At 60.8% G+C, this 23,668-nt stretch carries 23 protein-coding genes; 15 read left to right on the top strand and 8 right to left on the bottom strand.

Annotated elements, in window-relative coordinates:
* Positions 1-79 precede the first annotated feature (79 nt).
* The 5 genes from VD811_02690 (at position 80) to VD811_02670 (ending at position 6,279) form a co-directional block, all read left to right on the top strand.
* Entirely contained in the window at positions 80-859 is a 780-nt protein-coding gene (locus VD811_02690; protein HXV19883.1) for a fimbria/pilus periplasmic chaperone, read from the top strand.
* A gap of 223 nt (positions 860-1,082) precedes the next feature.
* Positions 1,083-3,854 (top strand): fimbria/pilus outer membrane usher protein, encoded by a 2,772-nt coding sequence (locus tag VD811_02685; GenBank protein HXV19882.1) that lies wholly within the window; start codon positions 1,083-1,085, stop codon positions 3,852-3,854.
* Between the two features lie 48 nt (positions 3,855-3,902).
* Positions 3,903-4,376, top strand: coding sequence for a spore coat U domain-containing protein (locus tag VD811_02680; protein ID HXV19881.1), 474 nt, complete (start codon positions 3,903-3,905; stop codon positions 4,374-4,376).
* Positions 4,377-4,435: 59 nt separating this feature from the next.
* On the top strand, positions 4,436-5,272 hold the full coding sequence (locus tag VD811_02675; GenBank protein ID HXV19880.1) for a ChbG/HpnK family deacetylase: 837 nt from the start codon (positions 4,436-4,438) through the stop codon (positions 5,270-5,272).
* On the top strand, positions 5,260-6,279 hold the full coding sequence (locus VD811_02670; GenBank protein HXV19879.1) for a GPMC system family 4 glycosyltransferase: 1,020 nt from the start codon (positions 5,260-5,262) through the stop codon (positions 6,277-6,279). The genes VD811_02675 and VD811_02670 overlap by 13 nt, the downstream gene beginning before the upstream one ends.
* Positions 6,280-6,370: 91 nt before the next feature.
* Here VD811_02670 and VD811_02665 read toward each other — a convergent pair whose 3' ends face one another.
* Positions 6,371-6,973, bottom strand: a complete 603-nt coding sequence (locus tag VD811_02665; GenBank protein HXV19878.1) for a peroxiredoxin — start codon at positions 6,971-6,973, stop codon at positions 6,371-6,373.
* A 149-nt stretch (positions 6,974-7,122) separates the two neighbouring features.
* Entirely contained in the window at positions 7,123-8,019 is an 897-nt protein-coding gene (gene xerC / locus VD811_02660; GenBank protein HXV19877.1) for a tyrosine recombinase XerC, read from the bottom strand.
* Positions 8,020-8,182: 163 nt separating this feature from the next.
* Here xerC and VD811_02655 point away from each other — a divergent pair, with 163 nt between their 5' ends.
* The 4 genes from VD811_02655 (at position 8,183) to VD811_02640 (ending at position 11,217) form a co-directional block, all read left to right on the top strand.
* Positions 8,183-9,016, top strand: a complete 834-nt coding sequence (locus tag VD811_02655) for an alpha/beta fold hydrolase (protein HXV19876.1) — start codon at positions 8,183-8,185, stop codon at positions 9,014-9,016.
* Positions 9,013-9,408 (top strand): secondary thiamine-phosphate synthase enzyme YjbQ, encoded by a 396-nt coding sequence (locus tag VD811_02650; protein ID HXV19875.1) that lies wholly within the window; start codon positions 9,013-9,015, stop codon positions 9,406-9,408. The genes VD811_02655 and VD811_02650 overlap by 4 nt, the downstream gene beginning before the upstream one ends.
* Positions 9,405-10,550, top strand: a complete 1,146-nt coding sequence (locus tag VD811_02645) for a DUF362 domain-containing protein (GenBank protein ID HXV19874.1) — start codon at positions 9,405-9,407, stop codon at positions 10,548-10,550. Before VD811_02650 ends, VD811_02645 begins: the two co-directional genes overlap by 4 nt.
* 226 nt (positions 10,551-10,776) lie before the next feature.
* A complete protein-coding gene (locus VD811_02640) occupies positions 10,777-11,217 on the top strand; it encodes a DMT family transporter (GenBank protein HXV19873.1) in 441 nt (146 codons plus the stop codon).
* Between the two features lie 159 nt (positions 11,218-11,376).
* Here VD811_02640 and VD811_02635 read toward each other — a convergent pair whose 3' ends face one another.
* On the bottom strand, positions 11,377-12,231 hold the full coding sequence (locus VD811_02635) for a LysR family transcriptional regulator (GenBank protein ID HXV19872.1): 855 nt from the start codon (positions 12,229-12,231) through the stop codon (positions 11,377-11,379).
* A 74-nt stretch (positions 12,232-12,305) separates the two neighbouring features.
* On the opposite strand from VD811_02635, the gene VD811_02630 reads away from it, so the two are divergent.
* Complete coding sequence (locus VD811_02630) at positions 12,306-13,514, top strand: YbfB/YjiJ family MFS transporter (GenBank protein HXV19871.1); 1,209 nt, start codon at positions 12,306-12,308, stop codon at positions 13,512-13,514.
* 14 nt (positions 13,515-13,528) lie between these two features.
* Positions 13,529-13,732, top strand: coding sequence for a 4-oxalocrotonate tautomerase family protein (locus tag VD811_02625; GenBank protein ID HXV19870.1), 204 nt, complete (start codon positions 13,529-13,531; stop codon positions 13,730-13,732).
* 167 nt (positions 13,733-13,899) lie between these two features.
* Here the strand turns inward: VD811_02625 and VD811_02620 are convergent, their stop codons facing one another.
* Both VD811_02620 and VD811_02615 read right to left on the bottom strand, forming a co-directional pair.
* A complete protein-coding gene (locus tag VD811_02620; GenBank protein ID HXV19869.1) occupies positions 13,900-14,409 on the bottom strand; it encodes a GNAT family N-acetyltransferase in 510 nt (169 codons plus the stop codon).
* Between the two features lies 1 nt (position 14,410).
* Positions 14,411-14,680 (bottom strand): DUF1778 domain-containing protein, encoded by a 270-nt coding sequence (locus VD811_02615; GenBank protein HXV19868.1) that lies wholly within the window; start codon positions 14,678-14,680, stop codon positions 14,411-14,413.
* 249 nt (positions 14,681-14,929) lie between these two features.
* On the opposite strand from VD811_02615, the gene VD811_02610 reads away from it, so the two are divergent.
* The 3 genes from VD811_02610 to VD811_02600 all read left to right on the top strand — a co-directional run bounded on the left by VD811_02610 (position 14,930) and on the right by VD811_02600 (position 18,261).
* Positions 14,930-15,124: a hypothetical protein gene (locus tag VD811_02610; protein HXV19867.1), complete on the top strand. Its 195-nt coding sequence runs from the start codon at positions 14,930-14,932 to the stop codon at positions 15,122-15,124.
* Between the two features lie 432 nt (positions 15,125-15,556).
* Entirely contained in the window at positions 15,557-17,647 is a 2,091-nt protein-coding gene (locus tag VD811_02605) for an alkyl sulfatase dimerization domain-containing protein (GenBank protein HXV19866.1), read from the top strand.
* Between the two features lie 164 nt (positions 17,648-17,811).
* A complete protein-coding gene (locus tag VD811_02600; GenBank protein ID HXV19865.1) occupies positions 17,812-18,261 on the top strand; it encodes a DMT family transporter in 450 nt (149 codons plus the stop codon).
* A gap of 280 nt (positions 18,262-18,541) precedes the next feature.
* Here VD811_02600 and VD811_02595 read toward each other — a convergent pair whose 3' ends face one another.
* On the bottom strand, positions 18,542-20,479 hold the full coding sequence (locus tag VD811_02595; GenBank protein ID HXV19864.1) for an aconitate hydratase: 1,938 nt from the start codon (positions 20,477-20,479) through the stop codon (positions 18,542-18,544).
* Between the two features lie 157 nt (positions 20,480-20,636).
* Here VD811_02595 and VD811_02590 point away from each other — a divergent pair, with 157 nt between their 5' ends.
* The gene (locus VD811_02590; protein ID HXV19863.1) at positions 20,637-21,755 is read left to right on the top strand and encodes a mechanosensitive ion channel family protein; all 1,119 of its coding nucleotides are present in this window, start codon (positions 20,637-20,639) and stop codon (positions 21,753-21,755) included.
* Between the two features lie 9 nt (positions 21,756-21,764).
* Here the strand turns inward: VD811_02590 and VD811_02585 are convergent, their stop codons facing one another.
* Both VD811_02585 and VD811_02580 read right to left on the bottom strand, forming a co-directional pair.
* Positions 21,765-22,208: an Hsp20/alpha crystallin family protein gene (locus tag VD811_02585; protein HXV19862.1), complete on the bottom strand. Its 444-nt coding sequence runs from the start codon at positions 22,206-22,208 to the stop codon at positions 21,765-21,767.
* Positions 22,209-22,350: 142 nt separating this feature from the next.
* Complete coding sequence (locus VD811_02580; protein ID HXV19861.1) at positions 22,351-23,625, bottom strand: Npt1/Npt2 family nucleotide transporter; 1,275 nt, start codon at positions 23,623-23,625, stop codon at positions 22,351-22,353.
* Between the last annotated feature and the right edge of the window lie 43 nt (positions 23,626-23,668).

Genomic DNA, 23,668 nt, shown 5'->3' with positions numbered 1-23,668 from the left:
ATCTCTGCTTATGTGACACTAAATGCGACAGATCGTTTTCACTGTTGAAAAACCTTTTCGTCTGAGTTAACTTGCCACCATGCTTGACTATTCTTTAAAAATAATCTCTGTCCTTTGCAAACTGCTCGTATGTACCTTGCTGCTATCGATCATCCTGCCAGATGAGGCCGCGCACAGCGGTACCTGGCGGGTCATACCCATACGTCTTGAATTTGATCAGCGGTCTCGTAGCGGCGTTGTCACAATAACCAACGATAGTGATGAGAAAATCAGTTTCAGCATTGATGCTCGAGAGTGGGTCCAGAACGAAGAAGGGAAAGATCAGTACACTGAGACCGGGGATCTCCTGTTTTTCCCAAAGGTTCTCAGTATAGATCCACACGCGGAAAGAATCATCAGGGTCGGGATAAAGGCCCCCGCTGTGAAGATGGAAAAATCCTACCGGCTTTTTATCAAGCAGGAGGTTCCACCTGAAGAACGGTCCGGAACTACTGTTGCGATCGCCATACGCTTTGGGGTGCCCATTTTTTCCAAGCCTCCAGTTGAAGATGTCAAGGGGGCGATTGCTCAGACGATAATCCAGCAAGGGGCTCTGAAAATTGACCTGCGGAACCTCGGGAATGTCCATTTTCGCATCGCGAAGATAAAGCTGTCAGGAAAGAACGCAAGTGGGGCTCAAATTTTTTCTCAAGAACTGGACGGTGGGTATCTTCTAGCCGGGACTGAACGCATCTTTGGGACGATCCTTTCTGAAGATGTTTGCACGAAGCTCCGTGACATCGACATACAGGTCACTTCCGACCGAATTCATTTGAGCGGGAAGATTGATGTGGACAAGGCAATGTGCCTTACCCCGTAGACCTGCTTGTCTATGGTTTCGTAAAAGAGTCACTTCTTTCAATACCTGCAGAGCGGCGTTTTGCTGTTTGGTCTTTTGCTTGTTTCTGTTTTTCCCTCTTTCGACCTACGCAAACGAACCCATAATCACCGCAATAACGCTAAACCAACAGCCAAAGGGCGATTTTTTCGTTCTACTTGGCGAAGACGGAGATTTTCTTGTTCGAACCGCCGACCTCGCGGCTATGGATTTCACTCACCTGCCCGGCGCTCAGATCGAAATTGAAGGGTCGGCCTACCTCTCTCTGAAGTCAATGGAAGGGGTCGCCTACCACTTCGATGAGAACACTCTTACCCTTGAGCTCACTGCCACCCCTGATCTTCTTGCAAAGACCACCCTCAACCTGATGCCGACCAGGCATACCGATGTCATATATCCCCGCGACCGCAGCATTTTCCTTAACTACGGCATCGACTACTCGGCTGGCGGCGACGACTTTGTCTTCGAGGGGCTGACCCTCAGCAACGAACTCGGCGTGCGCTATCGCGATCTGCTGCTGCTCACCGACACCCTCTACTCCGACTCGCCCGACGACGCCCGCTTCGTCCGCCTCAATACCAGTCTGACCTGGGATGATCGCCAGACGCTGCGCCGGGTTATCGGCGGCGATTTCTTCGCCCTTTCGGGGGAACTGGGCAGCCGGGTACAGATGGGAGGGCTGAGCTTCTCCAAGCTCTACCGCATCGACCCGTACTTCATCCGCTATCCCCTGTTCGACTTCAGCGGCATGGCGTCGCTCCCCTCCGACGTCGAACTCTACGTCGACGGTGTACGGGTGCGCTCCGAGCGCTTCGCTCCCGGAGAGTTCGAGCTGCGCAACTTCCAGAGCATCGGCGGCGCCCAGACCATCGAGGTGGTCGTCCGGGATGCTCTCGGCCGGGAACAGCGGATTGTCTCCCCCTTCTATTTCACCGACCAGATCCTGCGCCGGGGCCTGCATGAGTACAGCTACAATATGGGTCTTTTGCGGCGCGACTTCGGGCAGGAGAGCAGCAGCTACTCCGACCTGGCGTTCTCCGCTTTCCACCGCTACGGGCTGACCGATTCCCTCAACCTCGGTCTGCGCGGCGAGGCCGGAGACGGGCTGACCAATCTCGGCATCGAATCGGCGATGAAAACCGGCAGCGTTGGCCTGCTGCGACTCGAAGGGGCCGGCAGTCGCAGTGGTGAAGATTCCGGCGCCGCCGGCTTCCTCAGCTACGAATATTACAACCGCCGGTTTCGCGGCCGCCTGGCCTTGCAGGGTTTTTCCTCCGGGTTCCGGACCCTGGGCGATATGGACGCAACCACTCTCAGGAGAAAACTCAACATCCTCGCGGGAATCGGCTACGTGACCCCGCAACTTGGCTCCTTTGGCCTCGACCTCGCCCGAAGCGAAAGCCATAACGGACCAGAGCGCGAAACCCTGACCCTCTCCTGGTCGCGCCGCCTCTGGAAAAGGACGTACGTCAACGCCACATTTCGCCAGATACGAGAAAACGAAACCACGCATGAGGCCGGTGTCAATCTCACCTGGTATTTCGACCGGGATCATTCCGTTTCCGGTGCCTTACGCCGCGAGCGGGGAGCGAGCATCCAGGTGCTCGAAGCCCGGCGGAACACCCCCGCCGGCGAAGGGACGGGGTGGAACGTGCGGGGCGAGCGTACCCAACGGGAGGGGAGCCAGACCTATCTGCTCAACTCTGTGGCACAGCACAACGCCCGGCATGCCATCCTGCGCGGCGACTTCAGTCTGGGCCGCAGCGAGACGCTCACCACTGAAGATCTGCGTCTCTCCCTGGCCGGCGCCCTGGTGCAGATCGGCGACACCGTCGCCCCGACCCGGCCGGTGACCGACAGCTTTGCCCTGGTCAGCATCGGCGATGCCGAAGGCGTGGGGGTGTACGTCAACGGCCAGACCTCCGGGCGGACCAATCGCCGAGGGAAAGTGGTCATCCCCGATCTCTCTTCCTACTACGAAAACCAGATCTCCATCGAAGACAAGGACATCCCTCTCGACTTTCTGATGCCCCGGGTCCGGCTCAATATCTCGCCACCCTTGCGCAGCGGCTCGTGCATCAACTTCCCGTTGCAGAAATACCAGGCCTTTACCGGCACCCTGAACGTGGAGGATACAGATGGGCGCGCGCCGCTTGCTTATGCCGAACTGAGCCTCGAAACCCAGGCGGGACCCGTCACCTTCTGGACGGGGAGTGATGGGGAATTCTACCTCGACAGCCAGCAAGTCGAATTCGACCTGGAAGCCCATCAGGGATGCGAGGCGCTAGGGAAAGTGCCAGGGGCATTCCTGCCTGCCGGAGTTTATCCGCTTACCGTCAAGCAGGGAGGGCGCAAATTCCAGACCGAGATGACCATCCCCCCGGTGTCGGATCAGTTCGCCGAACTAGGTGAAATCGTTCTGCAGGTTTTTTCGGCCTCTGGCTCGGCGAAGCGTACCGTTACAATCACCACTCCGTCGCCTTCGGTGGCCTCGGCTCCGGCCGATCAGCGAGACACGGCCAGCTCGGCCCGCTCTCAGCCGCCAGCGAAAGTCGGGAACGCCACCGGACCAGACGAACCAGCCGAACCAAAAGTCTACGAAGATTCCGTCCGCGAGCCATTCGAGGAACAAAGCCAGGCGGCGATCCACTTCCCTTTCGACCGGGCCACGCCAGTTGCAGCGGACATGTCATTACTGGCTGCAGTGACGGACAGCCTGTTGGCCCATCCTGAGGTCGCAGTGGCTATTGAGGGGCACACCTGCCGACTGGGAAGCGAAAGCTACAACAACCGCCTCGGGCAACGCCGGGCCGAGACCCTCCGAAAGTATCTGGTCGAGACGGGAGTCGCCCCTCGTCGGATTTTGCAATTGAGCAGTCATGGTGAACACCGGCCCCTGTGCCCGGAAACGAGTGAGGACTGCCTGCGGCGAAACCGGCGAGCCGTCTTGCTGCTGTTCAAGGTGCAAGAGAATTGATATGCTTGACGGAGCGTGGCAATGTGGCCCAAGACTATGGTGAGTAAGATGAAGATTCAGATCCCGGCCGGTATCACGACGGCTATCTGCCTGCTGGCCTTTGCCCTGCCGGCAGGCGCCTTCAACTGCAATGTCAACGTCACCGGCCTCAGCTTCGGCAGTTATGATGTTTTCTCCGCCATTCCCCGGGATTCGACTGCCACCATCACCGTCACCTGTAACGCACCGCCCCAGAACCCGAACGCGCCCATTCCCGTCATCATCTCCCTCAGTCCGGGGAACTCGGGAGCCTATGCCCAGCGGAGGATGCAGGGGCCAGGCTCGACGCTGGCCTACAACCTTTTCACCACCCCCTCATTTTCCACGGTCTGGGGTGACGGCAGCGGCGGCTCCCAGACGCAGACCAACCTCGTCACTCGCACTATCCCCTGGAATGCCATTATCTTCGGCCGCATTCCGGCCGGTCAGAATGTCCCGGTCGGCAGCTACAGCGATGTCATCACCGTCACCATCGAATGGTAGCGCAAAATTGATGCCGCTTTCCTTCTACAGGCTAAAACTCTGCCGCCGATCCTCCGCATATGCATAAAATCCGCCTGATCGTCAACGCCGACGACCTCGGACGCGGCGCCGCCATGGACCGGGGCCTCTTCTGCGCCTTTCGCGACGGGATCGTCACCAGCGCCTCGCTGCTGGCCAACGGCCCGTCCTTTGCCGATGCGGCCCGCGAAGCCCGCGCCCAGGGGCTACCGGTCGGGGTGCATCTGAACCTGGCCGAGGGTCCTTCGCTGAGCGGAGAGATTCGCGGCCTGACCACCGCCAACGGCGAGTTTCCCGGCAAGGCGGAGACCCGCCGGCGCCTGGCGTCCGGGGCGGTGAGCGCCCAGAATCTCCGTGCCGAAATCTCCGCCCAGATCGGCAGACTTGTCGATGCAGGGCTGCAGCCCGACCATTTTGACACGCACCAGCACGCATTCCTCTTTCCGAACGTTGCGCAAGCGATCCTCGAGGTCGTCGGCCGGTTCGGCATCAACGCCGCCCGCCTGCCGCTACCGCAAGAGCCGGCGGCAGCGGATCCGGCCGGGCTCCTCGGCAACGAACTGGCACTCTACCGAAGTCTCGCCCCGAACATCGCCCGAACGCTTCAGACCAGCGGTCTCGTCACGCCGGACGGCCTCTGGGGCATGGCCTCTCTCAACCGCCTCGACGAATCCGCGCTTGCTGCCATCCTGAACTCTCTGCCTCCGGGCACCTGGGAATTGATGGTGCACCCCGGCGGCTGCAACCCCGCAGACCCCTTTGCCACTCGCGAACGGGAGACCGAGGTGGCTGCACTGACTTCGCCAGGCATTCGAGAGCTGGTCGGACAACGACAGATTCAACTGATCCATTTCGGAGAACTTGCTTGCGCATCCTGATCGTCACCCCCCGGCAGCCCCTGGCAACCGGCAACCAGGTCACCGCCACGCGCCACCATGACTACCTGACGCGACGGGGTCACGAGGTCCATTTGACCGCCACCGACGAGGAAAATCCGGCGGCGCTGCGGCACGCCCTGGGCACGTTTCGCCCCGATCTGGTTCACCTGCTGCACGCTTACCGAAGCGGTCGGTCCTGGCTCGCCTGCCGTGCGGAATCTGCCGCCCCCTGCGTCGTCACTCTGACCGGAACCGACATCCATGAGGGCTGTTCGATCCCCGCGGAAGGGGCGGTCATCCGCGCGGTCCTGCAGCGGGCGGCAGCGGTGATCACCCAGAACAGAATCACCGCCGAGAATCTGAGCAAACAACCGACGGCCTGGGCCGGCCGGGTCCGCTATCTGCCGCCGGGGATCGTCCTTGGCGACGCCCCCTATCCCCTGCGCCGGTTGCACGGCATCGCGGCGGATGCACTGCTATTCCTGCACCCGGCCGGACTCCGGCCGGTCAAAGGGAACCTCGAACTGCTGCGGCTCTTCGACCGGGTGGCGGGCGTGCGGCCCGGGTGCCGGATCGCCTTCTGCGGCCCGGCGCTGGATGCCGCTTACGCCAAACGCTTCATGGCGGAAATTTCGCTGCGCCCCTGGGCGCTCTATCTCGATGTCATCCCGACGACGGCAATGCCCGCTGCTCTGAGCGAGACAGATGTGGTTCTCAACCACTCGCTGAGTGAAGGGCTGCCGAATACTCTCATCGAGGCCGCTGCCCTGGGCAGACCGATCCTGGCGCGGGACATCCCCGGCAACGCGGCGGTGGTCGAACCGGGGATCAATGGCCTGCTGTACCGGACGGAGGACGAATTCATCCGTCACGCCCTGGCCCTGTTCGATAACCGGGGGCTGCGCCGGAAGCTGTCCCGACCGCAGCCTGAAGCTTTCGATCCGGCCACCGAGGCGGAGAGACTGGAAGCCATCTACCGGGAGGCACTTGGAGCGCACGTCGGGTGAGGCTATCGATGGGAAAACCTGCCTGCCCACCATAAACGCGAAGAGGCGGCCCCAAAGGACCGCCTCTTGATGCATCGGAATGGTTGTTTACTCAGAGCTTTCCCGCCTCCGAAGCCAGGTAGGAAGCCACCCCTTCCTTGTTGGGCACCATCCCCTTGTCCCCCTTGTTCCAGCCGGCCGGACAGACTTCGCCGTACTTCTCGGTGAACTGCAGGGCGTCGATCATGCGCAGCATCTCGTCGACGTTGCGGCCCAGCGGCAGATCGTTGACCACCTGATGCCGGACGATGCCGTTCTCGTCGATGAGGAAGGAACCGCGAAAAGCGACGCCGGCCTGCTCGAACTCGACATCGTAGGCCTTGCAGACCTCATGCTTGACGTCCGCCACCAGCGGATAGGTCACTGCTCCTATCCCGCCATCTTCGATCGGCGTATTGCGCCAGGCGACGTGGGTGAACTGGGAATCGATGGAACAACCGATCACCTGCACACCGCGGCTTTCGAACTCGTCGATACGCCGGCTGAAGGCGATCAGTTCCGTCGGGCAGACGAAGGTGAAATCGAGGGGGTAGAAAAACAGCACGATGTATCTGCCCTTGTAATCGGAAAGGCTGAAGCTGCTATTGATCGCCCCGTCGGGCATCACCGCGGCAGCCGTGAAATCAGGGGCTTTCTTGCCTACCAGTACACTCATGGCAAAACTCCTTTCGCTCGTTTAGTCGGTTGACCTGTCAAATTGCGCTTCAGTGTACCTGACGAGCGGGAGCTGTCAAGCCATATATGACCGATTTTGTCATTTTTATGCGGAGTTCTTTCTGAGCAATTCTGTCTCATTGCAAAGCCTCAGGATTTCTTGCGGCTGCGAGGATGGGCTTGGTCGTAGACGTGCATCAGGTGGTCGACGCTGACCTGGGTGTATTTCTGGGTGGTCGAGAGAGAGGCGTGGCCGAGCAGCTCCTGGATGGCGCGCAGGTCGGCGCCGCCGTCGAGCAGGTGGGTGGCGAAGGAGTGGCGCAGGGCGTGGGGGGTGGCGTCCTTGAGGATGCCGGCCTTGAGCAGCTGGACCTTGAGATTGCGCTCGACGCTGCGGGAGGTGAGCCGGCCGCCGCGCTGGTTGAGAAAGAGCGGTTCCTCGTCGGCCGGATTGCCGCGCGCCGCCAGGTACTCGCCGAGGGCCTCCCGTGCCTTGCGGCCGATCGGGACGATCCGCTCCTTGCGTCCCTTGCCGAGCACCCGCACCAGCCCCTCGCGCAGGTCGACGCTGCCGACGTTGAGGCCGGTCAGTTCGCTGACGCGCAGTCCGCAGGAGTAGAGGGTTTCGACGATGGCGCGGTCCCGTCCGGAGAGGAGGCCGGCGCCGCCGCCCTGCTCCATCAGGGCGAAGGATTCGTCGACGGTGAGGGTGCGGGGGAGATACTTCCCCTGCTTGGGGGTCGCCACCAGCTCGCCGGGGTTGAGCCTGAGTACCCCCTCCCGCACCAGGAAACGGAAAAAGGTGCGCAGCGCGGCCAGCTTGCGCCCGATGGTCGACTTCTTGTTCTGCTTGTGCAAAGCCGCCAGATAGCGGCGCAAAACGAGGTTGTCGATCCGCTCGAGCATCCCTTGCTCGGGCCACTTCAGCTCCTCGCGCAAAAAGAGCCGGAAGGCCTCCAGGTCCTGCCGGTAGGCGCGGCGGGTATGCTCCGAAACGTTGCGCTCGACGGCCAGGTGCTTGTCGAAACGGGCGATCTGCTCCTGCACGGATCCTCCTTGGCAAAGGCTGCTGCTTTTTTATAGCACAGAACGGGGTGGAACCGATGCCTTTCTTCGCCGGGTTTGTCTGCCGGCGTGTTGGCGGAGTGTTGGCGGCGTTGACGCTCAGGGATGCCCGTGCCATAATGGGGGCCTTTCACAGGGGGTCCGCATGTCCATTGTTTTCGCCGTTTTAACGCTTATTGCCGGCGCCGTCGCCCTGGTGGCCCTGCTGAGCTACGCCATTGTCTGGTACGAGCGCGCCAACGCCGACCCCGGGGTGGTTGAAAATCGCTTCAACCCGGAAAACCTCCGCCTGGCCGCCTGGCTCATGGTGCAGGAGTGGGCCTGTCTTTTCATCACCGTGCTGCTGTATCCCCTGGGCTGGTTCAAGACGACCGCAACATCGCCTGAATACGGCAGCGGCACCCCCGTGCTGCTGCTGCACGGCCTCTTTCACAACCGCGCCTGCTGGCTCTGGACCCGGTACCGCCTGCGCCGCCGGGGAGTGCCCAACGTCTATACGATCAATCTGCCGCCCTGGTACGAGCTGGAATTCCTGACGGAGCAGGTGTCCCGCAAGGTCGATGAGCTGCGGCACGCCAGCGGCAGCGACAAGGTGCATCTGGTCGGGCACTCGATGGGCGGGATCATCGCCCGCAACTTCGTGCAGCTGGGCGACGGCGCCGAGAAGGTCGCCCGCTGCATCCTGCTGGCTGCTCCCAACCACGGGTCGAAACTGGCCCCCTTCGCCCTGTCCCCACTGGGCAAGCTGCTGCTGCCCGGCTCGGACTTTCTGCGGGAGCTGGCCGGGGCGCCGTTGCCCGCCGGCGTCCAGTTCACCGCCGTCTACAGCCGGCACGACAACATGGTCATCCCCTTCGAGTCGGGGCAGCTGCCAGAGGCCGAAAACGTGGCCTTGGCCGGCATCGGGCATGCTTCCCTGCTCTACCATCCGCGCGCCTTCGAGACCCTGATCGACGCCCTGACGGAGGAGCAGCCGTGATCACCCTCGAGGTCGAAAGCCGGCAGCGGGTGGAAATGCTCGATATCACGGGCGAGGTACGCCAGGCCATCCGCAGGGCCGGCATCGACGCTGGGCTGGCGGTGCTGTTCGTCCCCCACACCACCGCGGCGGTCACCATCAACGAGAATGCCGACCCCGACGTGCTGCGGGACATGCTCATGGAGCTGAACAAGATCGTCCCCTTCGACGACCACTACCGGCACGCCGAGGGAAACAGCGCCGCCCACCTCAAGAGCAGTCTGGTGGGGGCGAGCGAGACGCTGCTGATCGAGAAGGGGGAGCCGGTCCTCGGCACTTGGCAGGGAATCTACTTCTGCGAGTTCGACGGCCCGCGCCACCGCCGGCTGCACCTCCGGATCGTTGCCGGATGAAGGAGCGGGTCGTCCTGCAGGCCGCCGCCGGTTACGCCCGGCCGCAGGTCGAAGCCGCCGTCGAGTGCCTGCTCGCCCCCCTGGGCGGGATGGCGGCCTTCGTCCGGCCCGGGCAGAAGGTGCTGCTCAAGCCGAACATGCTCGCCGGCAAGGAGCCGGAGAAGGCGGTGACCACCCATCCGGAGATCGTCCGCGCCGTCATTCGCCTGGCGCAGCAGGCCGGCGGGGTCGTCGCCGTCGGCGACTCGCCCGGCATCGGTTCCCCCTTGCAGGTGGCCAAACGCTGCGGCATCCTGCCGGTGATCGAGGAGACCGGCGCCGCCTTCGCCCCCTTTGCCGAATCGGTCAGGATCCGCCCCCGGGGCGGCACCTTTCATGAGCTGGAGATCGCTCGCGACCTGCTCGACGCCGACGTCGTCATCAATCTCCCCAAGCTCAAGACCCACCAGATGATGGGCCTGACCGCCGGCGTCAAGAACCTGTTCGGCGCCGTGGTCGGCATCCGCAAGCCGCGCCTGCACCTGCAGGCCGGCACCGACAAGGCCTTTTTCGCCCTGATGCTGCTGGAGCTGGCCGAGCAGATCCGCCCCGCCCTGACCCTGGTCGACGCCATCACCGCCATGGAGGGCGAAGGTCCCGGCAGCGGCGATCCGGTCCATGTCGGCGCCCTGCTCGCCGGCGCCTCGCCGCTGGCCGTCGACACCGTCGCCACCGCCCTGGTCGGGCTCTCCCCGGAAGCGGTCTGGACGCAGCGGTTAGCCCTGCAGACGGGACGGCCGGGATGCCGCCTGGAGCAGGTAGAAATCCTCGGCGATTCACTGGAAAAGCTGCGCGTCCGCGGTTTCCGGCCGGCCAAAGTCACCGACGTCAATTTCGGCCTGCCGCCGCTGCTGAAAAACGTCCTCAAGGATTCCCTCACCGCCCGCCCCGTCCCCGACTTTCAGCTTTGCAAGCGCTGCGGCATCTGCATCGAAGCCTGTCCGCCACAAGCGATGCGAATCGACGACGACAAGCTACAGATCGACTACCAGCGCTGCATCCGCTGCTTCTGCTGCCAGGAACTCTGTCCGTACGGCGCCCTGCTCACCCGCCAGGGGCTGCTGCTGCGGCTGGCGGCTTTTCTCAAGGGTCGGTGCGCCTGACCCAGGCTGATCGTTCCTGTACCGTTCAACTACAGAGGGCCATTTGCGGCGCCAACCAGCGAAAGGAGAACCCGTTACGCCCAGCACCATCCGCCTTCACTATGCGGGAAGAAATTGCGGGCGGTGTCCGCAGGTTGCCCCGACCCGGCGTTTTTTTGTGTCCCGGTGACATGGAACACACCCTGGTCCTGTCGGTCCCCATAATGGCGTTGTCCGGCCCCTTTCCATGAAAAACCAACCAGTTCCTTCCCGCCGGTCCTTTCCCTGGCGCGCCTTGGCCATGGTGCTGTTCTGCATCCTGGTCTGGGGGCTGTCTTATCCGGTCACCCGGCCGGCGGTGCAGGAGATCCCGCCCCTGTCCCTGGCCTTTGCCCGACTTTTCCTGGCCGCTTGCCTGGTCTGGCCCCTCACGCGTAAATTCCCGAAACGGATTGACCGCCAGGACCGGCTTCCGGTCTGCTCTTTGGGCATTGCCGGCGTCACCCTTTATTTCGGCTTTGAAAACTTTGGTCTCAAACACACCACGACCTCCCACGCCGCCCTGATCATCGCCACCATCCCCCTTTTCACCGAAATGGTCGTGGCGATTCGCAGCCGTCGCCGACCGGCTCCGCGGGTGCTGCTCGGGACCTTCGTCGCCCTGGGTGGTTCACCCACCTCGGCTTGACTGTGGGTCCTCTGAGGCCTCAGCGTGGATGGGCCTTTCTGTAATGCAGGATATTTTAGACGGTGGCTGTTCCCGTCAGATGGTGCCTTGCCAGACAATCAGACACAACATCCAAGTCAGATATCGGCCGCGCCCCTCTGGCAATCTCCTCGTCAGATTTTACTTCGAAACGATCAGGTCCATAAATGCCTGCATGGCCTTGCCGGGTTTTTCATGACGGCGGCGCACAAACCAGGTGGTCATGATGCCGACCTCTCTCGGCAGACTGTGCAAGGAGCAGTTGTCTTGATACTGCGGCCGTTCGACGACTGAGCGCGGCAGGATGCTGACACCCATCCCAGCGGAAATGCACCCGATGATCCCCTCGATCGAGCCAAATTCCATCACCTGGTAGGGGAGCCTCCCCGTTTTCCTGAGCCACGCTTCCAGTTGTGCCCGATAGCTACAGCCCGTTCGAAAAACTAGAATCTTCTGATGGGCAACCTGCTCTAGCGAATTGATGTCAGGGGGAGCAACCAGCACCAGTTCCTCGTCAAAGGCCTTGTCCGCGGTCACTGCCTCATTGACAAGCTCGCCGGCAACGAAAGCGCCATCGATCTGGAAATCAAGAAGCCGCCTCAGCGATTCCTCGGAGGGACCTGTCACCAGGTTCAATTCGACATTGGGGTAAGAGCGATGATAGGCGGCTAGGAGCGGCGGCAGGCGGACTGCGGCTGTCGTTTCCATCGAGCCGATGAGTAGCTTGCCCCTTGGCTCATCCTGATTGGTGATTGCTTCTTCAGCCTCCCTCGCAAGGCGGAGGATGCGCTCGGCATAGTCCAGCAGCAAGTGCCCGGAGGGGGCGAGGGTGACGCCTTTGCTCTTTCGATGGAAGAGAATGGTGCCAAGGCGCTCTTCCAGTTGTTTGATGCGGGCAGTCACGTTGGATTGCACGCAGTGAAGTTCTTCCGCTGCTCTTGAAATGCTGCCCTTTTGGGCAACCGCCAGGAAGATTTTCAGTTCACTGATCTCCATAGACAAACACATCCTTTTTTGTGATGGATAATATCTTTATATTTCATTTGTAATGATATCTTTCGAGGGGTAGTATGTCAATCATGGATACAGGCCGCACAAGAAACCACGTTTCCTCCTCCAGGGATTGGGCTGCCTTCAATATCCTGGCAGGCGGCATGCTCGGCATGGTGGTTGCCATGGGTATCGGGCGGTTCGCCTTCACCCCGATTCTCCCCCTCATGCAACGCGACCTCGGGATGAGCCATTCGGTCGCCGGTTGGCTCGCAGGTTTGAACTACCTGGGCTATCTGGCTGGGGCCATTGCGTGCACCATCGCTCCAAAACTTCTCCGTTCCCAGGTAGTCGGGGCCGGGGCCTTAGCGCTGAGCCTTGCCACCACCATCTTCATGGGAGTGACACTCTCGCCGTTCTGGTGGGGGATCATGCGCTTGGTTGGAGGCGTTGCCAGCTCCATCCTCTTCATCATCATCTCCGCCGAAGTGGGTGAGTCCCTTGCGCGGCGCGGTTACGGGCACTGGTTCGGCGCCCTGTACGGAGGGATCGGTCTCGGCATCGCCCTCAGCGGCCTCATTGTCCCCCACCTGGACAAGGCGGGCGGGTGGAGCGCTGCCTGGACGGGGATCGGAGGTCTTGCGGTCTTCTGTGCCATTGCCGGAATGGCTCTTGGCCGAACGCGGGATTACTCTCCGTCGATTGTTGCCGAAAACCCGGATCATACCGGTAGGTTGGTCAGTATCCTGCTATTGGCGATGGCCTATTTTCTGGAAGGTCTCGGCTATATCGTCACCGCGACGTTCATTGTCGCCATCATCGCGACGACTCCTGGTCTGGAAACCTTTGCCCCCTCTAGCTGGGTTGCGGTCGGTCTTGCCGCAGTTCCGTCAACAATCCTCTGGCCGTATTTGGCACGGCGCATCGGCAACAAGCGGGCACTGCTGGCAGCCTATGCCATCCAGATTGCCGGCATCCTGGTCAGCAGGCACGCTACTTCTGTTTTCGAAGTGATATTTGCCGCCGTTACATTCGGCGGCACCTTCCTGGGGATCGTTGCTTTGACCATGGCGGAGGGGAACCTGCGCATGGGCAAGGAGGGACGGCGGGCGGCTGCGTTCTTGACAGCGAGCTTCAGTGTCGGCCAGATGCTTGGGCCGGTCATAGCCGGGATGCTGGCCGACCGTCAGGACGGGTTTGCGATGCCTCTCCTTCTTGCAGCAGCCAGTGTGACTCTTGGATGCCTGTTCATCGCCCTGGATAGGCGTTATCAACTCCACAAGCCATAGAAAGGAACCGCATCATGCCGTACGTCAATATCAAAATCACCAAGGAAGGGGCCACCGCCGAGCAGAAGGCCCTGTTGATCAAAGGGGCGACCCAGTTGCTGGTCGACGTGCTTGGCAAGAACCCGGCGACGACCGTCGTCGTCATCGACGAGGTAGACACTGACAACTGGGGAATTGCGGGTGAGACGGTCACAGTCAGACGCAAGGCTGGGAAATAGTTTCCCGGCCTCTTCTCATAACACACCGGCTTAGAGACAAAATTGGCCATTCTGATTGATGGATATATTTCAGACACAATAATGGCCACCCCGGGGGATGCACGGGATGGCCATTATTGTACGTGGTGGGCGCCCCCTGGCCAGTGTTGACCGGGCCTGTAGCCATCTCAATTGCCAAGCGACTCAACCGCAGCAGCCAGCGTGGCCAGCGGCAAAAAGAGGGCGAGCGGATGGTCGGGCAGGGCTACAAAGCCATACTGCTCGTAATACTCGCGGGCGCCCTGGTTCTTCGCATCCACGAAAAAGCCGATGATCCCGATGTTTTCGGCAACGGCAAGGGTGCGCCGCATGGCCTCGACCATCATGAGACCACCGAACCCTTGGCGTTGCTGATCCCTCGCTACCGCCAAGCGGGCCAGTTTGGCAGCGGGCGCTTTGCAAGGGTATTTTTTCGCGTATTCGGGCGGCAGTTCCGCCGCCACGACGGCGTAGCTCGCCAGAGTGAAAAAGCCCAGGATCTTCGCCGGCTCATCCGAATCGACGAGGACGAAGGTGCGCGAGATCCCTTTGTCATTGTGCTGGCGAGCGGTCCTTTTGAGATAGTCGTCCAAGTCCCGCTCGCCGCAGCTAAAGCCTTCGCGGTCGTGTCCCCGCGAAAGAAGTTCGATGCGAAGCATTTTATAGCCGCTCCTTATGAATGCGGAAGGCCGCTAGCAATTTCTCGTTCGGCGCTGGTGGGTTCTCGATCGCGTCGAAAAACCGCCTCGCTGCCTCCACGTCCAAGCGAATAAGACTCTCCTCCTCGATCACTGTCCGCGCTCGATCGAGTGCAGATTGAACTAGAAATTGATTAATTGTCGCTCCGCACAGCTCGGCCGCGCGGGTGAGAGTCTCGTAAACGTGCTCGGGCACTCGTGCTGAAATGCGTGTTTCGACCTTTGCAGCCATGATGTCTACCTCCGTGTATAGGCTGATCTGCTGCAAGACTAACATAGTGGTACCAAAATGGCAACAAATTGGGGCCAATTTGGCACCGCTTGTTTCTGCCATTCATTCCCCAAGCTGGCTTTGATCGGGGTTCTCACAATGGAGGGAATGTGGGACTAATCTCCGGAGGTTTACACGACAACCATCTTAATGCTGGGGGAATGTATAATGGATCTAAAAGAGAAGTTTTTTTGGAAGGAGAGAAGATCCATGATGATCCAAATTAAGTACACTGACGGACAAAAACGGCTGGTACGTCCCCACGAGCTGAAGAAGCTGATTGCCAGCAAGGCGATTGACAGCTTCGAGCGCACTGAGGGATGGGTAAACATCGAAACCGGGACATTGAGGAACCCAGGTGGAAATGCAGATTACTCAGGGTTCGAGCGACGCGCTCCGTATTAACGAACATTATCTGACGAGGAACAACAAGCCCGCCTGATATGGGCTATGGAAACGACAAGAGGGACGGTTGCCGCGAAAAGAGCCTGGCTTCTCTATCATATTTATTAAACGGCCCGCGCCAATCACATTTCTCCCGCCGCACAAGAAAAGCCCATGATCTTGGCACCGTGGGCTTTTCGTATGTCCCTGTGAATACGTGAAACGCTTCGCGGTAGCTCGCTGACCGCCGTCATTTTCTGTGAGACAACTTCTTGGATGACAATACTGATCCGTGCCAGCCTGTTCCCACCCACTTAGTGCCTAAGGATTGACCACAAAGCTACTTTTGTGGATTGCAGGTGCTGTAGAAGCATGAAAACCAGCTAAAGTCGATCATCGATTGATATTGCAGAAATGTAACCACCGAGGTGCAAACCACAGGGAGCGTGAGCCATGAAAATTTCCCCCAAAACAGTCTGCCTCGCGATTGCAATGATTGCCATGGCCGTCACAAGTCTTGCTGCCGGTGGCGGGGCGGTTATTACCGCCGACACGACCAAGCACTTCGATCCCATGGGGAAGATGCCGTCGAAATTCACCATCGAATTGCAGAATGGGCTGCGCAAATCCCTGCCATTCGAGGACAAGCGCGACTTCGAGGAGTCCAAGCAGGGCTTCATTGCTGCGCCACCCTACAAGCAGATCATGGCCGAGGCTGGCAACGTGGCCTGGGATATCGGGAGCTACGAGTTCCTGCTTGACGGCAAGGACTTCGACAGCATTCACCCCTCGCTACAACGTCAGGCGATCCTGAACATGGGCTTTGGCCTTTACGAGGTCGTGTTTGGGAGAATCTACCAGGTGCGTGGCTACGATCTGGCCAACATCTCCTTTATTAAGGGCGATACCGGCTGGATTGTTTTTGACCCGCTTACGTGCAAGGAAACCGCCAAGGCTGCTCTGGATTTCATCAACGAGAAAGTCGGCAAGCTCCCGGTGGTGGCGGTGGTCTACTCCCACTCCCACGGCGACCACTTCGGTGGAGTGCGCGGCGTGGTGGATGAGGAAGACGTGAAGAGCGGCAAGGTCAAGCTGATCGCCCCCGTGGGTTTCATGCAGCATGCCGTGGCCGAAAACGTCTATGCCGGCAACGCCATGACCCGCCGCATGTTCTATCAATACGGCGTGCTCCTGCCGCGCAGCCCCTTCGGCCACGTCGACCAGGCCATCGGCAAGAACACCGCCGCCGGCAACCTGGGCCTGATTCCGCCCAACGTGGTCATCAGGGACGATATTGAAGAACTAACCGTGGACGGCGTGAAGATGGTATTCCAGAACACCCCGGGCACCGAGGCCCCTGCCGAGATGAATACCTGGTTCCCGGACCTAAAGGCCTTCTGGGCGGCGGAGAACATCGTCGGCTCCATTCATAACATCTACACCCTGCGGGGTGCCCCGGTGCGCGATGCCCTGAGGTGGTCCAAGGAGATCAACGAGGCACTGTATCGCTTCGGCGGCGAGGCGCAAGTGATGTTCGCCGCCCACAACTGGCCGCGCTGGGGCAACGACCGTATCCAGGAGGTGATGCGTACCCAGCGTGACGTTTACGCCAACCTGAACAACCAGGTCCTGCACCTCGTCAACCAGGGCGTGACCATCAACGAAATCCACAACGTGTACCGCCTTCCCAAGAGCCTGGAACAGAACTGGGCGGCACACAGCTATCACGGCTCCGAGGCGAACAACAGCCGTGCGGTGGTCAACAAATACATCGGATACTGGGATGCCAATCCGGCCAACCTGATCCCGCTGTCACCGCGCGACTCCGCCCCGCTATATGTGGAAATGATGGGAGGCGCCGACAGGATCGTGGCCAGGGGTAAGGATCTTTACGACCAAGGCAAGTACCTGTACGCGGTGGAGATCCTCAACAAGCTGGTGTTTGCCGAACCGAACAATCAGGCGGCTAGGAGCCTGCTGGCCGATGTCTACGAGCAGATCGGCTACCAGCAAGAAAGCGCCAGTGTGCGAAACAGCTTCCTTGCCGGTGCCTTCGAGTTGCGCCATGGCATTCCCAAGGGCACCTCGCCCAAGTCCGCCGGACCGGACATGATCACGGCAATGCCCACCGACCTGTGGCTCGACTTTCTGGGCATCCGCCTAGATGAGAGCAAAGTCGAGGGCAAGCACTTCGTGATCAATTTCGTCACGCCCGATAACGGTGAGGAGCATGTCGTTGAGTTGAGCAACAGCACGCTGACCAACATCAAGGGCTTCCAGGCCAAGAATCCCGACCTCACCATCACCATGAACCGCTCCGACCTGGAGACGGTGATGGTGGGCAAGGCCAGCTTCGACGAGCAGATTGCCAACGGCAAGGCCAGGCTGGTGGGCAACCGTGAGCCTTACGACCTGCTCAAGAACTCGCTGTCCCAGTTCGACATGGGCTTCGAGGTCCTGCCAGGCACCGGCGGGACTCCACTGACAGCACCGCAATACCCATTCGAGCAGAAAGCCCCTGCGATCGATATCATCAGCGACTGAGAAAAAGGCTGCGGCGGCAGCTATCATCTGCATGCACCTGACTGCCCGCGGCGGGCTTCACCCACTTGCCTGGGCAGGTGATGCGAGACGTTGAGCCTTTAGAATAAGTCCGTTCGATAAATCACCGATAACAGGATACATCATCGAGCCGACCGGAATTTCTCATGAATAATCCCCTGCTCTACATCCTTCTCGCTCTCGCTACGGGGATCTGTATCCCCACCCAGGCCGGCATCAATTCCCAACTCAGCCACTTGACCCGTTCGCCCACCCTCGCCGCCGGAGTCTCCTTCGCTGTCGGCACAGTTTGCCTGGCTCTATACGTCATCACGACCCGTATCCCCCTTCCTCCCGTGGCAGGCCTCGGCGCCGCCCCTTGGTGGGTCTGGAGCGGGGGCGCACTCGGCGCTTTTTTTGTCGCCAGCACCATCTTCCTGGTTCCCAAGCTCGGCGCCACCACCATGCTGGCCCTGGTCCTGGCCGGTCAGATGCTCACCTCTCTTCTCCTTGACCACTTCGGCGCATTCGCCTTTCCGGTTCATCCGATCAGTCTGCCGCGCGTCCTCGGCGTCTTCATGGTCGCGGCGGGGGTTGTCCTGATTCAGAAATACTGAGACCAGGGAATCGTAAAAGGAGGATCGCTTTGCGGGCTTTTCCAATATGTCACGAGTGATAGGGCCATCCCCCTCCGCGGATAACCCCCGTCCAATAATTCGTCTAGAAATCGATCCCACCTGTCCTAAAGAATTCTGAGACCAACAGGCAGCCGTCCGCATCCTGACTGGAAAGGCGTTCACGAGAGACTGATTCCGGAGCCGAAGGGAGAAGGTCCCGCTACATGGAAAAGGCGGGTCCGAAGACCCGCCTTTGGTTGCGTGACTGTACCCCCCGTTCCTATTTTCCCAGCCTGCTCTTCACGAAATTCAGCGTCCCCCCCGCGATCAGGTGCTGGCGCTGGCGGTCGGAAACCTCCAGCAGGGTGATGACGGTCTTGCCGTCGATCTCGACCGGGATCTCGACATCCCCGGCCTCCAGGTGTTTCCTGACATTCGGAAAGACCACCTTCTTTCCCTTTTCGAACAAATTGTAATCGTCCGGGTTCTTGAAGGTGAGCGGCAGGATGCCGAAATTGCAGAGGTTGGCCTTGTGGATGCGGGCGAAGCTCTTGACGATCTTGGCCCGCACGCCGAGATAGCGGGGCGCCAGGGCGGCATGCTCGCGACTGGAGCCCTGACCGTAGTTGTCGCCGCCGATGACCACGACGTTCCCCTTCTGCTTGCATTCCCGGGAGAAATCCGGGGCGATCTGGTAGAAGACGAACTCGCTGATCGCCTCGATGTTGGAGCGCAGCGGCAGCACCTTGTTGCCGGCCGGCATGATGCCGTCGGTGGAGATGTTGTCCTCGACCCTGAGCACCACCTCGGCCTCCAGGTCCGCAGGCAGGGGGTCGAAGTCGGGCAGCTTCCTGATGTTGGGCCCCCGCACCACCTCGGTCTTCTGCAGTTCGGCGGCAGGGAAGAGGATCGACGACTCGTCGACCAGGTATTTCTCGGGGTCCTGGATGCGCGGGTAAGCCATCTCCCGGCCGAGGTCGCGCGGATCGGTGATTACCCCCCTGAGGGCGGCCGCCGCCGCGGTCTCCGGCGAGCAGAGGTAGACCTGGTCGTCCTTGGTCCCGGAGCGTCCCGGGAAGTTGCGCGGGAAGGTGCGCAGGGAAACCTGGCCGGTGCCGGGCGCCTGACCCATGCCGATGCAGCCGAGGCAGCCGGACTGGTGGATGCGCGCCCCGGCCAGCAGCAGCGCCATTACGCCGCCCTGTTCGGCCACGTTTTCCAGCACCTGGCGGCTGCCCGGGTTGATGTGGAAGGAGGTGTCCGGGTGAGAATGGCGCCCCTCGACAATTTTCGTCGTCACCATCAGGTCGCGGTAGGAGGAGTTGACGGAGGAGCCGACGATCGCCTGGTCGACCTTGATGCCGGCCACCTCGCGCACGGTCTTGACGTTGCCCGGCGAGGTGGGACAGGCGATCAGCGGCTCGACCTTCGACAGGTCGATTTCCTCATACTCGTCGTAGGCGCAACCGTCGTCGGCGGCCAGCTCCTGCCAGGCGTCGCCGCGCCCCTGGGCCTGCAGGTACTCGCGGGTCCGTTCGTCCGAGGGGAAGATGGAGGTGGTCGCTCCCAGCTCCGTCCCCATGTTGCCGATCGTCTCGCGGTCGGTGGCGGAGAGGGTCTTCACCCCCGGCCCGTAGTATTCGACGATCTTGCCGACGCACCCCTTGACGTCGTAGCGGCGCAGCATCTCGAGGATGACGTCCTTGGCGCTCACCCAGTCGGGAAGCTTCCCCGTCAGCTTCACCCCAAGCACCTTGGGGCAGGGGAAGTGGTAGGGATGGCCGGCCATCGCCAGCGCCACGTCGAGGCCGCCGGCGCCGATGGCCAGCATCGAGACCCCGGCAGCGCCCGGCGTGTGGCTGTCGGCGCCGATCATGGTCAGACCGGGGCGGCCGAAGCGCTCCATGTGCACCTGGTGGGAGACGCCGTTGCCCGGCCGGCTGAAGTGGATGCCGTAGCGGGCGCAGGCGGTCTGCAGAAACCGGTGGTCGTCGGCGTTCTTGTTGTCGGTCTGCAGCAGATTGTGGTCGACATACTGAGCGGCCAGGTCGACCTTGACGCGGTCAAGTCCCAGCGCCTCGAATTCGAGCATCGCCATGGTACCCGTGGCGTCCTGCAGCAGTGTCTGGTCGATCTTGATGGCGATCTCCTCGCCGGGAACGAGACGCCCTGCCGCCAGGTGCGCCTCGAGAATCTTGTGCGTGAGGTTTTTTGCCATATGGTTACTCCCTTTGATTGCGTTCAGTCTCTGATTTTAGCAGAAATGCCGCCGGCGTCCAACGACCGATCCGTTCCGGAGCAGGGACACCGCAGGTCTTGCATTCCCCGGGGGGTTCTGCTATTAAAAAGGCGCCTTTCCCCCTAGGAGAACACCCATGGAAGCGATCGAACAGATATTCAGCGGCACCTTTCTCGGCATTGGCCTCGGGCGTTACGCCATCGCCTGCGGCATCCTGCTTCTGGCCCTGATCCTGAAAAAGGTCCTGGCGCATGTCTTCACCCACATCATCTTCCCCCTGGCCGAAAAGACCGACAGCCGCTACGACGACCTCTTTCTTCAGGGCCTCAAGAAACCGGCCGAATTGCTGATCGTCATCGGCGGCCTTTTCGTCGCCGTGCAGGTCCTGCAGTTGCCGGCCGAACCGGTCAATGTCCGGCGCTTCGCCCACGCCCTGCTCAAGATACTGGTCACCTTCGACGTCGCCTGGTTCGTCTTCAACATGGTCTCGCTGCTCGAGGCCTACCTCGGCCAGTGGGTCAGCCGTACCGAGTCGACCCTCGACGATCACCTGCTGCCCTTCGTCCGCAAGAGCCTGCGGATCTTCGTCATCTTCCTGGCCGTGCTGATGGCCATCCAGAACCTCGGCTACTCCATTTCCGGCCTGCTCGCCTCCCTCGGCATCGGCGGCCTGGCGGTGGCCCTGGCGGCCAAGGATACCCTGGCCAACGTCTTCGGCTCGATCATGATCATCGTCGACCGCCCCTTCCACATCGGCGAGAACATCAGGACCGGAGATATCGAGGGAACGGTGGAGGAGGTCGGCTTCCGCTCGACCAAGATCCGCACCTTCGACAAGAGCCTGATCAGCGTCCCCAACAGCGTCATCACCAACATGGCGATCAACAACCTCAGCCGCATGACCCAGCGCCGCATCCGCTTCACCGTCGGCGTCACCTACGACACCACGCCGACCCAGATGCGCCAGGCGGTGGAACTCATCCGCGCCATGCTCGCGGCGCACCCCGCCATCGACAAGGAGAACATCCTCGTTCGCTTCACCGAGTTCGGGGCTTCCTCGCTGGACATTCTTGTCCAGTGCTTCACCTTCACCGCGGCACTCCCCGAGCACCTGGAAATACGCGAGGATGTCTGTCTGAAGATCATGGAGATTCTGGAAGGCATGGGGCTGGAGATCGCCTTTCCCAGCCGCACGGTTTACCTGCAGGGGAAAGAAACCGACAGGCTGCCGGCCCCGGCGGGGGAGAATATCTAGTCCAAGGTCTTATTTAATTTCCACCTCGATGTGCCGCGACTGGCCGGCCCCCTTTTTCGGCAGCACGACCTTGAGCACCCCTTTTTCGCAGGTGGCGCTGACCTCCCCCTGATCCACGGTGCCCGGCAGGGAAAAGCTGCGGCGGAAGGTGCCGTAGCTGCGTTCGATGCGGTGGTAATTTTGCTTTTTCTCCTCCCGCTCGAGCTTGCGCTCCCCCTGGATGATCAGGGTTCCCTCCTCGATGTGCACGTCGATGTCTTTCTGTTCGACCTCGGGCACCTCCATCTTCACCACCACCTCCCGGTCGTCCTCGTAGATGTCGACCGGCGGCTGCCAGAGCCCCTGTTCGAAGGGTTCGCCAAAAGTGCGGTCGCGGCTCATCTCGAACAACCGGTTCATCTGCTCCTGCATCGCCCGCAGCTCGCGCAGCGGGTCCCATTTCACGATCGCCATAGACTCCTCCCGGGGATTCCTTCGCCGCTTCCGGCAAACGTTTGCCGGACAAGGTGAAGGGCACGATTTTCCAAGGATAATCATCCAGCTCCGGCTGTCAAGAAATCTTGTCCCGGCAGAAACGATTGCGCCGTTCTCCTTTTCAGGCGAACTTCACGTAGTCCCGGCGAAGGGCCACGATGAGCACGACCCAGAGAACGCAGATGCCGACGGTGAACCAGCTGAGCTGGGGAACCTCGACGGAAAAGGGAAGCCACCGGGTGAAGATGAGAATGACAAAGGACCCGAAGATCTTGAACAGGCGGTAACCGAACATATCGATCCAGGCTTTGGCCTGGTAGATCAGCACCGAGTCGGTAGGGACGTAGAGCAGTTCCTTGGAGGCCCGATTGATGGAATAGGAGAGCCCCCGGTCGCTGATCTTGGCTGCCGCCCCGAAAAGCAGGGTGGGGTTGGCGAAGAAACCCAAAGAGCAGGCGCCCAACGCCAGCGGCTGGATCAACAGACCGGCAATCACGCCAAGATAGCGATGCACCAGGGGGGTAAGGCCAAGGTTGACGGCGATGGCAACCATGCCGAGGACACCGAAAAAACCCGAGAGAAAGGTGGTGCGCGCCTCCAGTTCGGCATAATGGACTTCGACCGTTTTCAGGAACTGGTATTCCACGATGGGGTCGACCAGCTGGGCGAGCAGCAGGATGCCGGCGATCAGCAGCAGGTAACGGTTCTGCTGCAACGCCCGCCAGCCTCCTTCGAAGCGGGTGGGGCGCCCCCGCTTAGCCACTTCGCGATAGATCCCGAGCCGTCCCATTACCCAGGTTAGCGCCATAATGAGCAGGATACTGCCGGCAGCCACGAGGAGCAGATCCGGCGTCTGCAACGGGGTATATTTGAGAAGCAGGACCCCGGCGCCGCCACCGAGCACGCCTCCCAAAAGGCCACCGGTGCCGATGAAACCGTACCAGGCCTTGCCTTCCCGCGTGCTGTAGATGGAGTTGGTCAGGCTCCAGAACTGCTCTACCAGGACCACGCTGAGGATGTCGACAAAAATGTAAAAGGCGATGGCCGTCGCCGGATGCGGGCGGTTGAAGAGCAGCCGGAAAAGAACCAGCAGCGCGCCGAACAGAAGACAGCTGCCGAAGACCACCCGCACCCGCGCATGCCGCTCGACCAGCCGATGGTACCAGGTAATCAGTGCCCCCATGACCACAGCCGTCCCGATCCAGACGTAGGGAAGCTGGTCCGCGCCCAGAAACTGGATGAACAGCGAGCGACTGGCCGGCTTCAGCTGATAAAGGGCCATGATGATCAGCAGGAAATTCAGGAAAAGAAAACAGGCCCTTACCTGCAAGGTGCGGAGATTAGACTCCCGGGCGGCACCCTTCTCCGGCTCTTTTTTCAAATCAATTGGTTGCATTTTCCCTCGAGAATTCGGTACAATCCGCCCCTATGATTTTTCC

Source organism: Desulfuromonadales bacterium (assembly GCA_035620395.1).
GTDB lineage: Bacteria > Desulfobacterota > Desulfuromonadia > Desulfuromonadales > DASPGW01 > DASPGW01.
The sequence above is the reverse complement of the archived record's forward strand: the minus strand, read 5'-3'. Positions and strand labels throughout refer to the sequence as shown.

Bases quoted from the DNA above. Each gene is read 5' to 3' on its own strand.
- VD811_02690 (HXV19883.1), top strand. From the start codon at position 80: ATGCTTGACTATTCTTTAAAAATAATCTCTGTCCTTTGCAAACTGCTC.
- VD811_02685 (HXV19882.1), top strand. From the start codon at position 1,083: ATGGATTTCACTCACCTGCCCGGCGCTCAGATCGAAATTGAAGGGTCG.
- VD811_02680 (HXV19881.1), top strand. From the start codon at position 3,903: ATGAAGATTCAGATCCCGGCCGGTATCACGACGGCTATCTGCCTGCTG.
- VD811_02675 (HXV19880.1), top strand. From the start codon at position 4,436: ATGCATAAAATCCGCCTGATCGTCAACGCCGACGACCTCGGACGCGGC.
- VD811_02665 (HXV19878.1), bottom strand. From the start codon at position 6,973: ATGAGTGTACTGGTAGGCAAGAAAGCCCCTGATTTCACGGCTGCCGCG.
- VD811_02655 (HXV19876.1), top strand. From the start codon at position 8,183: ATGTCCATTGTTTTCGCCGTTTTAACGCTTATTGCCGGCGCCGTCGCC.
- VD811_02645 (HXV19874.1), top strand. From the start codon at position 9,405: ATGAAGGAGCGGGTCGTCCTGCAGGCCGCCGCCGGTTACGCCCGGCCG.
- VD811_02640 (HXV19873.1), top strand. From the start codon at position 10,777: ATGAAAAACCAACCAGTTCCTTCCCGCCGGTCCTTTCCCTGGCGCGCC.
- VD811_02635 (HXV19872.1), bottom strand. From the start codon at position 12,231: ATGGAGATCAGTGAACTGAAAATCTTCCTGGCGGTTGCCCAAAAGGGC.
- VD811_02630 (HXV19871.1), top strand. From the start codon at position 12,306: ATGTCAATCATGGATACAGGCCGCACAAGAAACCACGTTTCCTCCTCC.
- VD811_02625 (HXV19870.1), top strand. From the start codon at position 13,529: ATGCCGTACGTCAATATCAAAATCACCAAGGAAGGGGCCACCGCCGAG.
- VD811_02620 (HXV19869.1), bottom strand. From the start codon at position 14,409: ATGCTTCGCATCGAACTTCTTTCGCGGGGACACGACCGCGAAGGCTTT.
- VD811_02615 (HXV19868.1), bottom strand. From the start codon at position 14,680: ATGGCTGCAAAGGTCGAAACACGCATTTCAGCACGAGTGCCCGAGCAC.
- VD811_02610 (HXV19867.1), top strand. From the start codon at position 14,930: ATGATGATCCAAATTAAGTACACTGACGGACAAAAACGGCTGGTACGT.
- VD811_02605 (HXV19866.1), top strand. From the start codon at position 15,557: ATGAAAATTTCCCCCAAAACAGTCTGCCTCGCGATTGCAATGATTGCC.
- VD811_02600 (HXV19865.1), top strand. From the start codon at position 17,812: ATGAATAATCCCCTGCTCTACATCCTTCTCGCTCTCGCTACGGGGATC.
- VD811_02595 (HXV19864.1), bottom strand. From the start codon at position 20,479: ATGGCAAAAAACCTCACGCACAAGATTCTCGAGGCGCACCTGGCGGCA.
- VD811_02590 (HXV19863.1), top strand. From the start codon at position 20,637: ATGGAAGCGATCGAACAGATATTCAGCGGCACCTTTCTCGGCATTGGC.
- VD811_02585 (HXV19862.1), bottom strand. From the start codon at position 22,208: ATGGCGATCGTGAAATGGGACCCGCTGCGCGAGCTGCGGGCGATGCAG.
- VD811_02580 (HXV19861.1), bottom strand. From the start codon at position 23,625: ATGCAACCAATTGATTTGAAAAAAGAGCCGGAGAAGGGTGCCGCCCGG.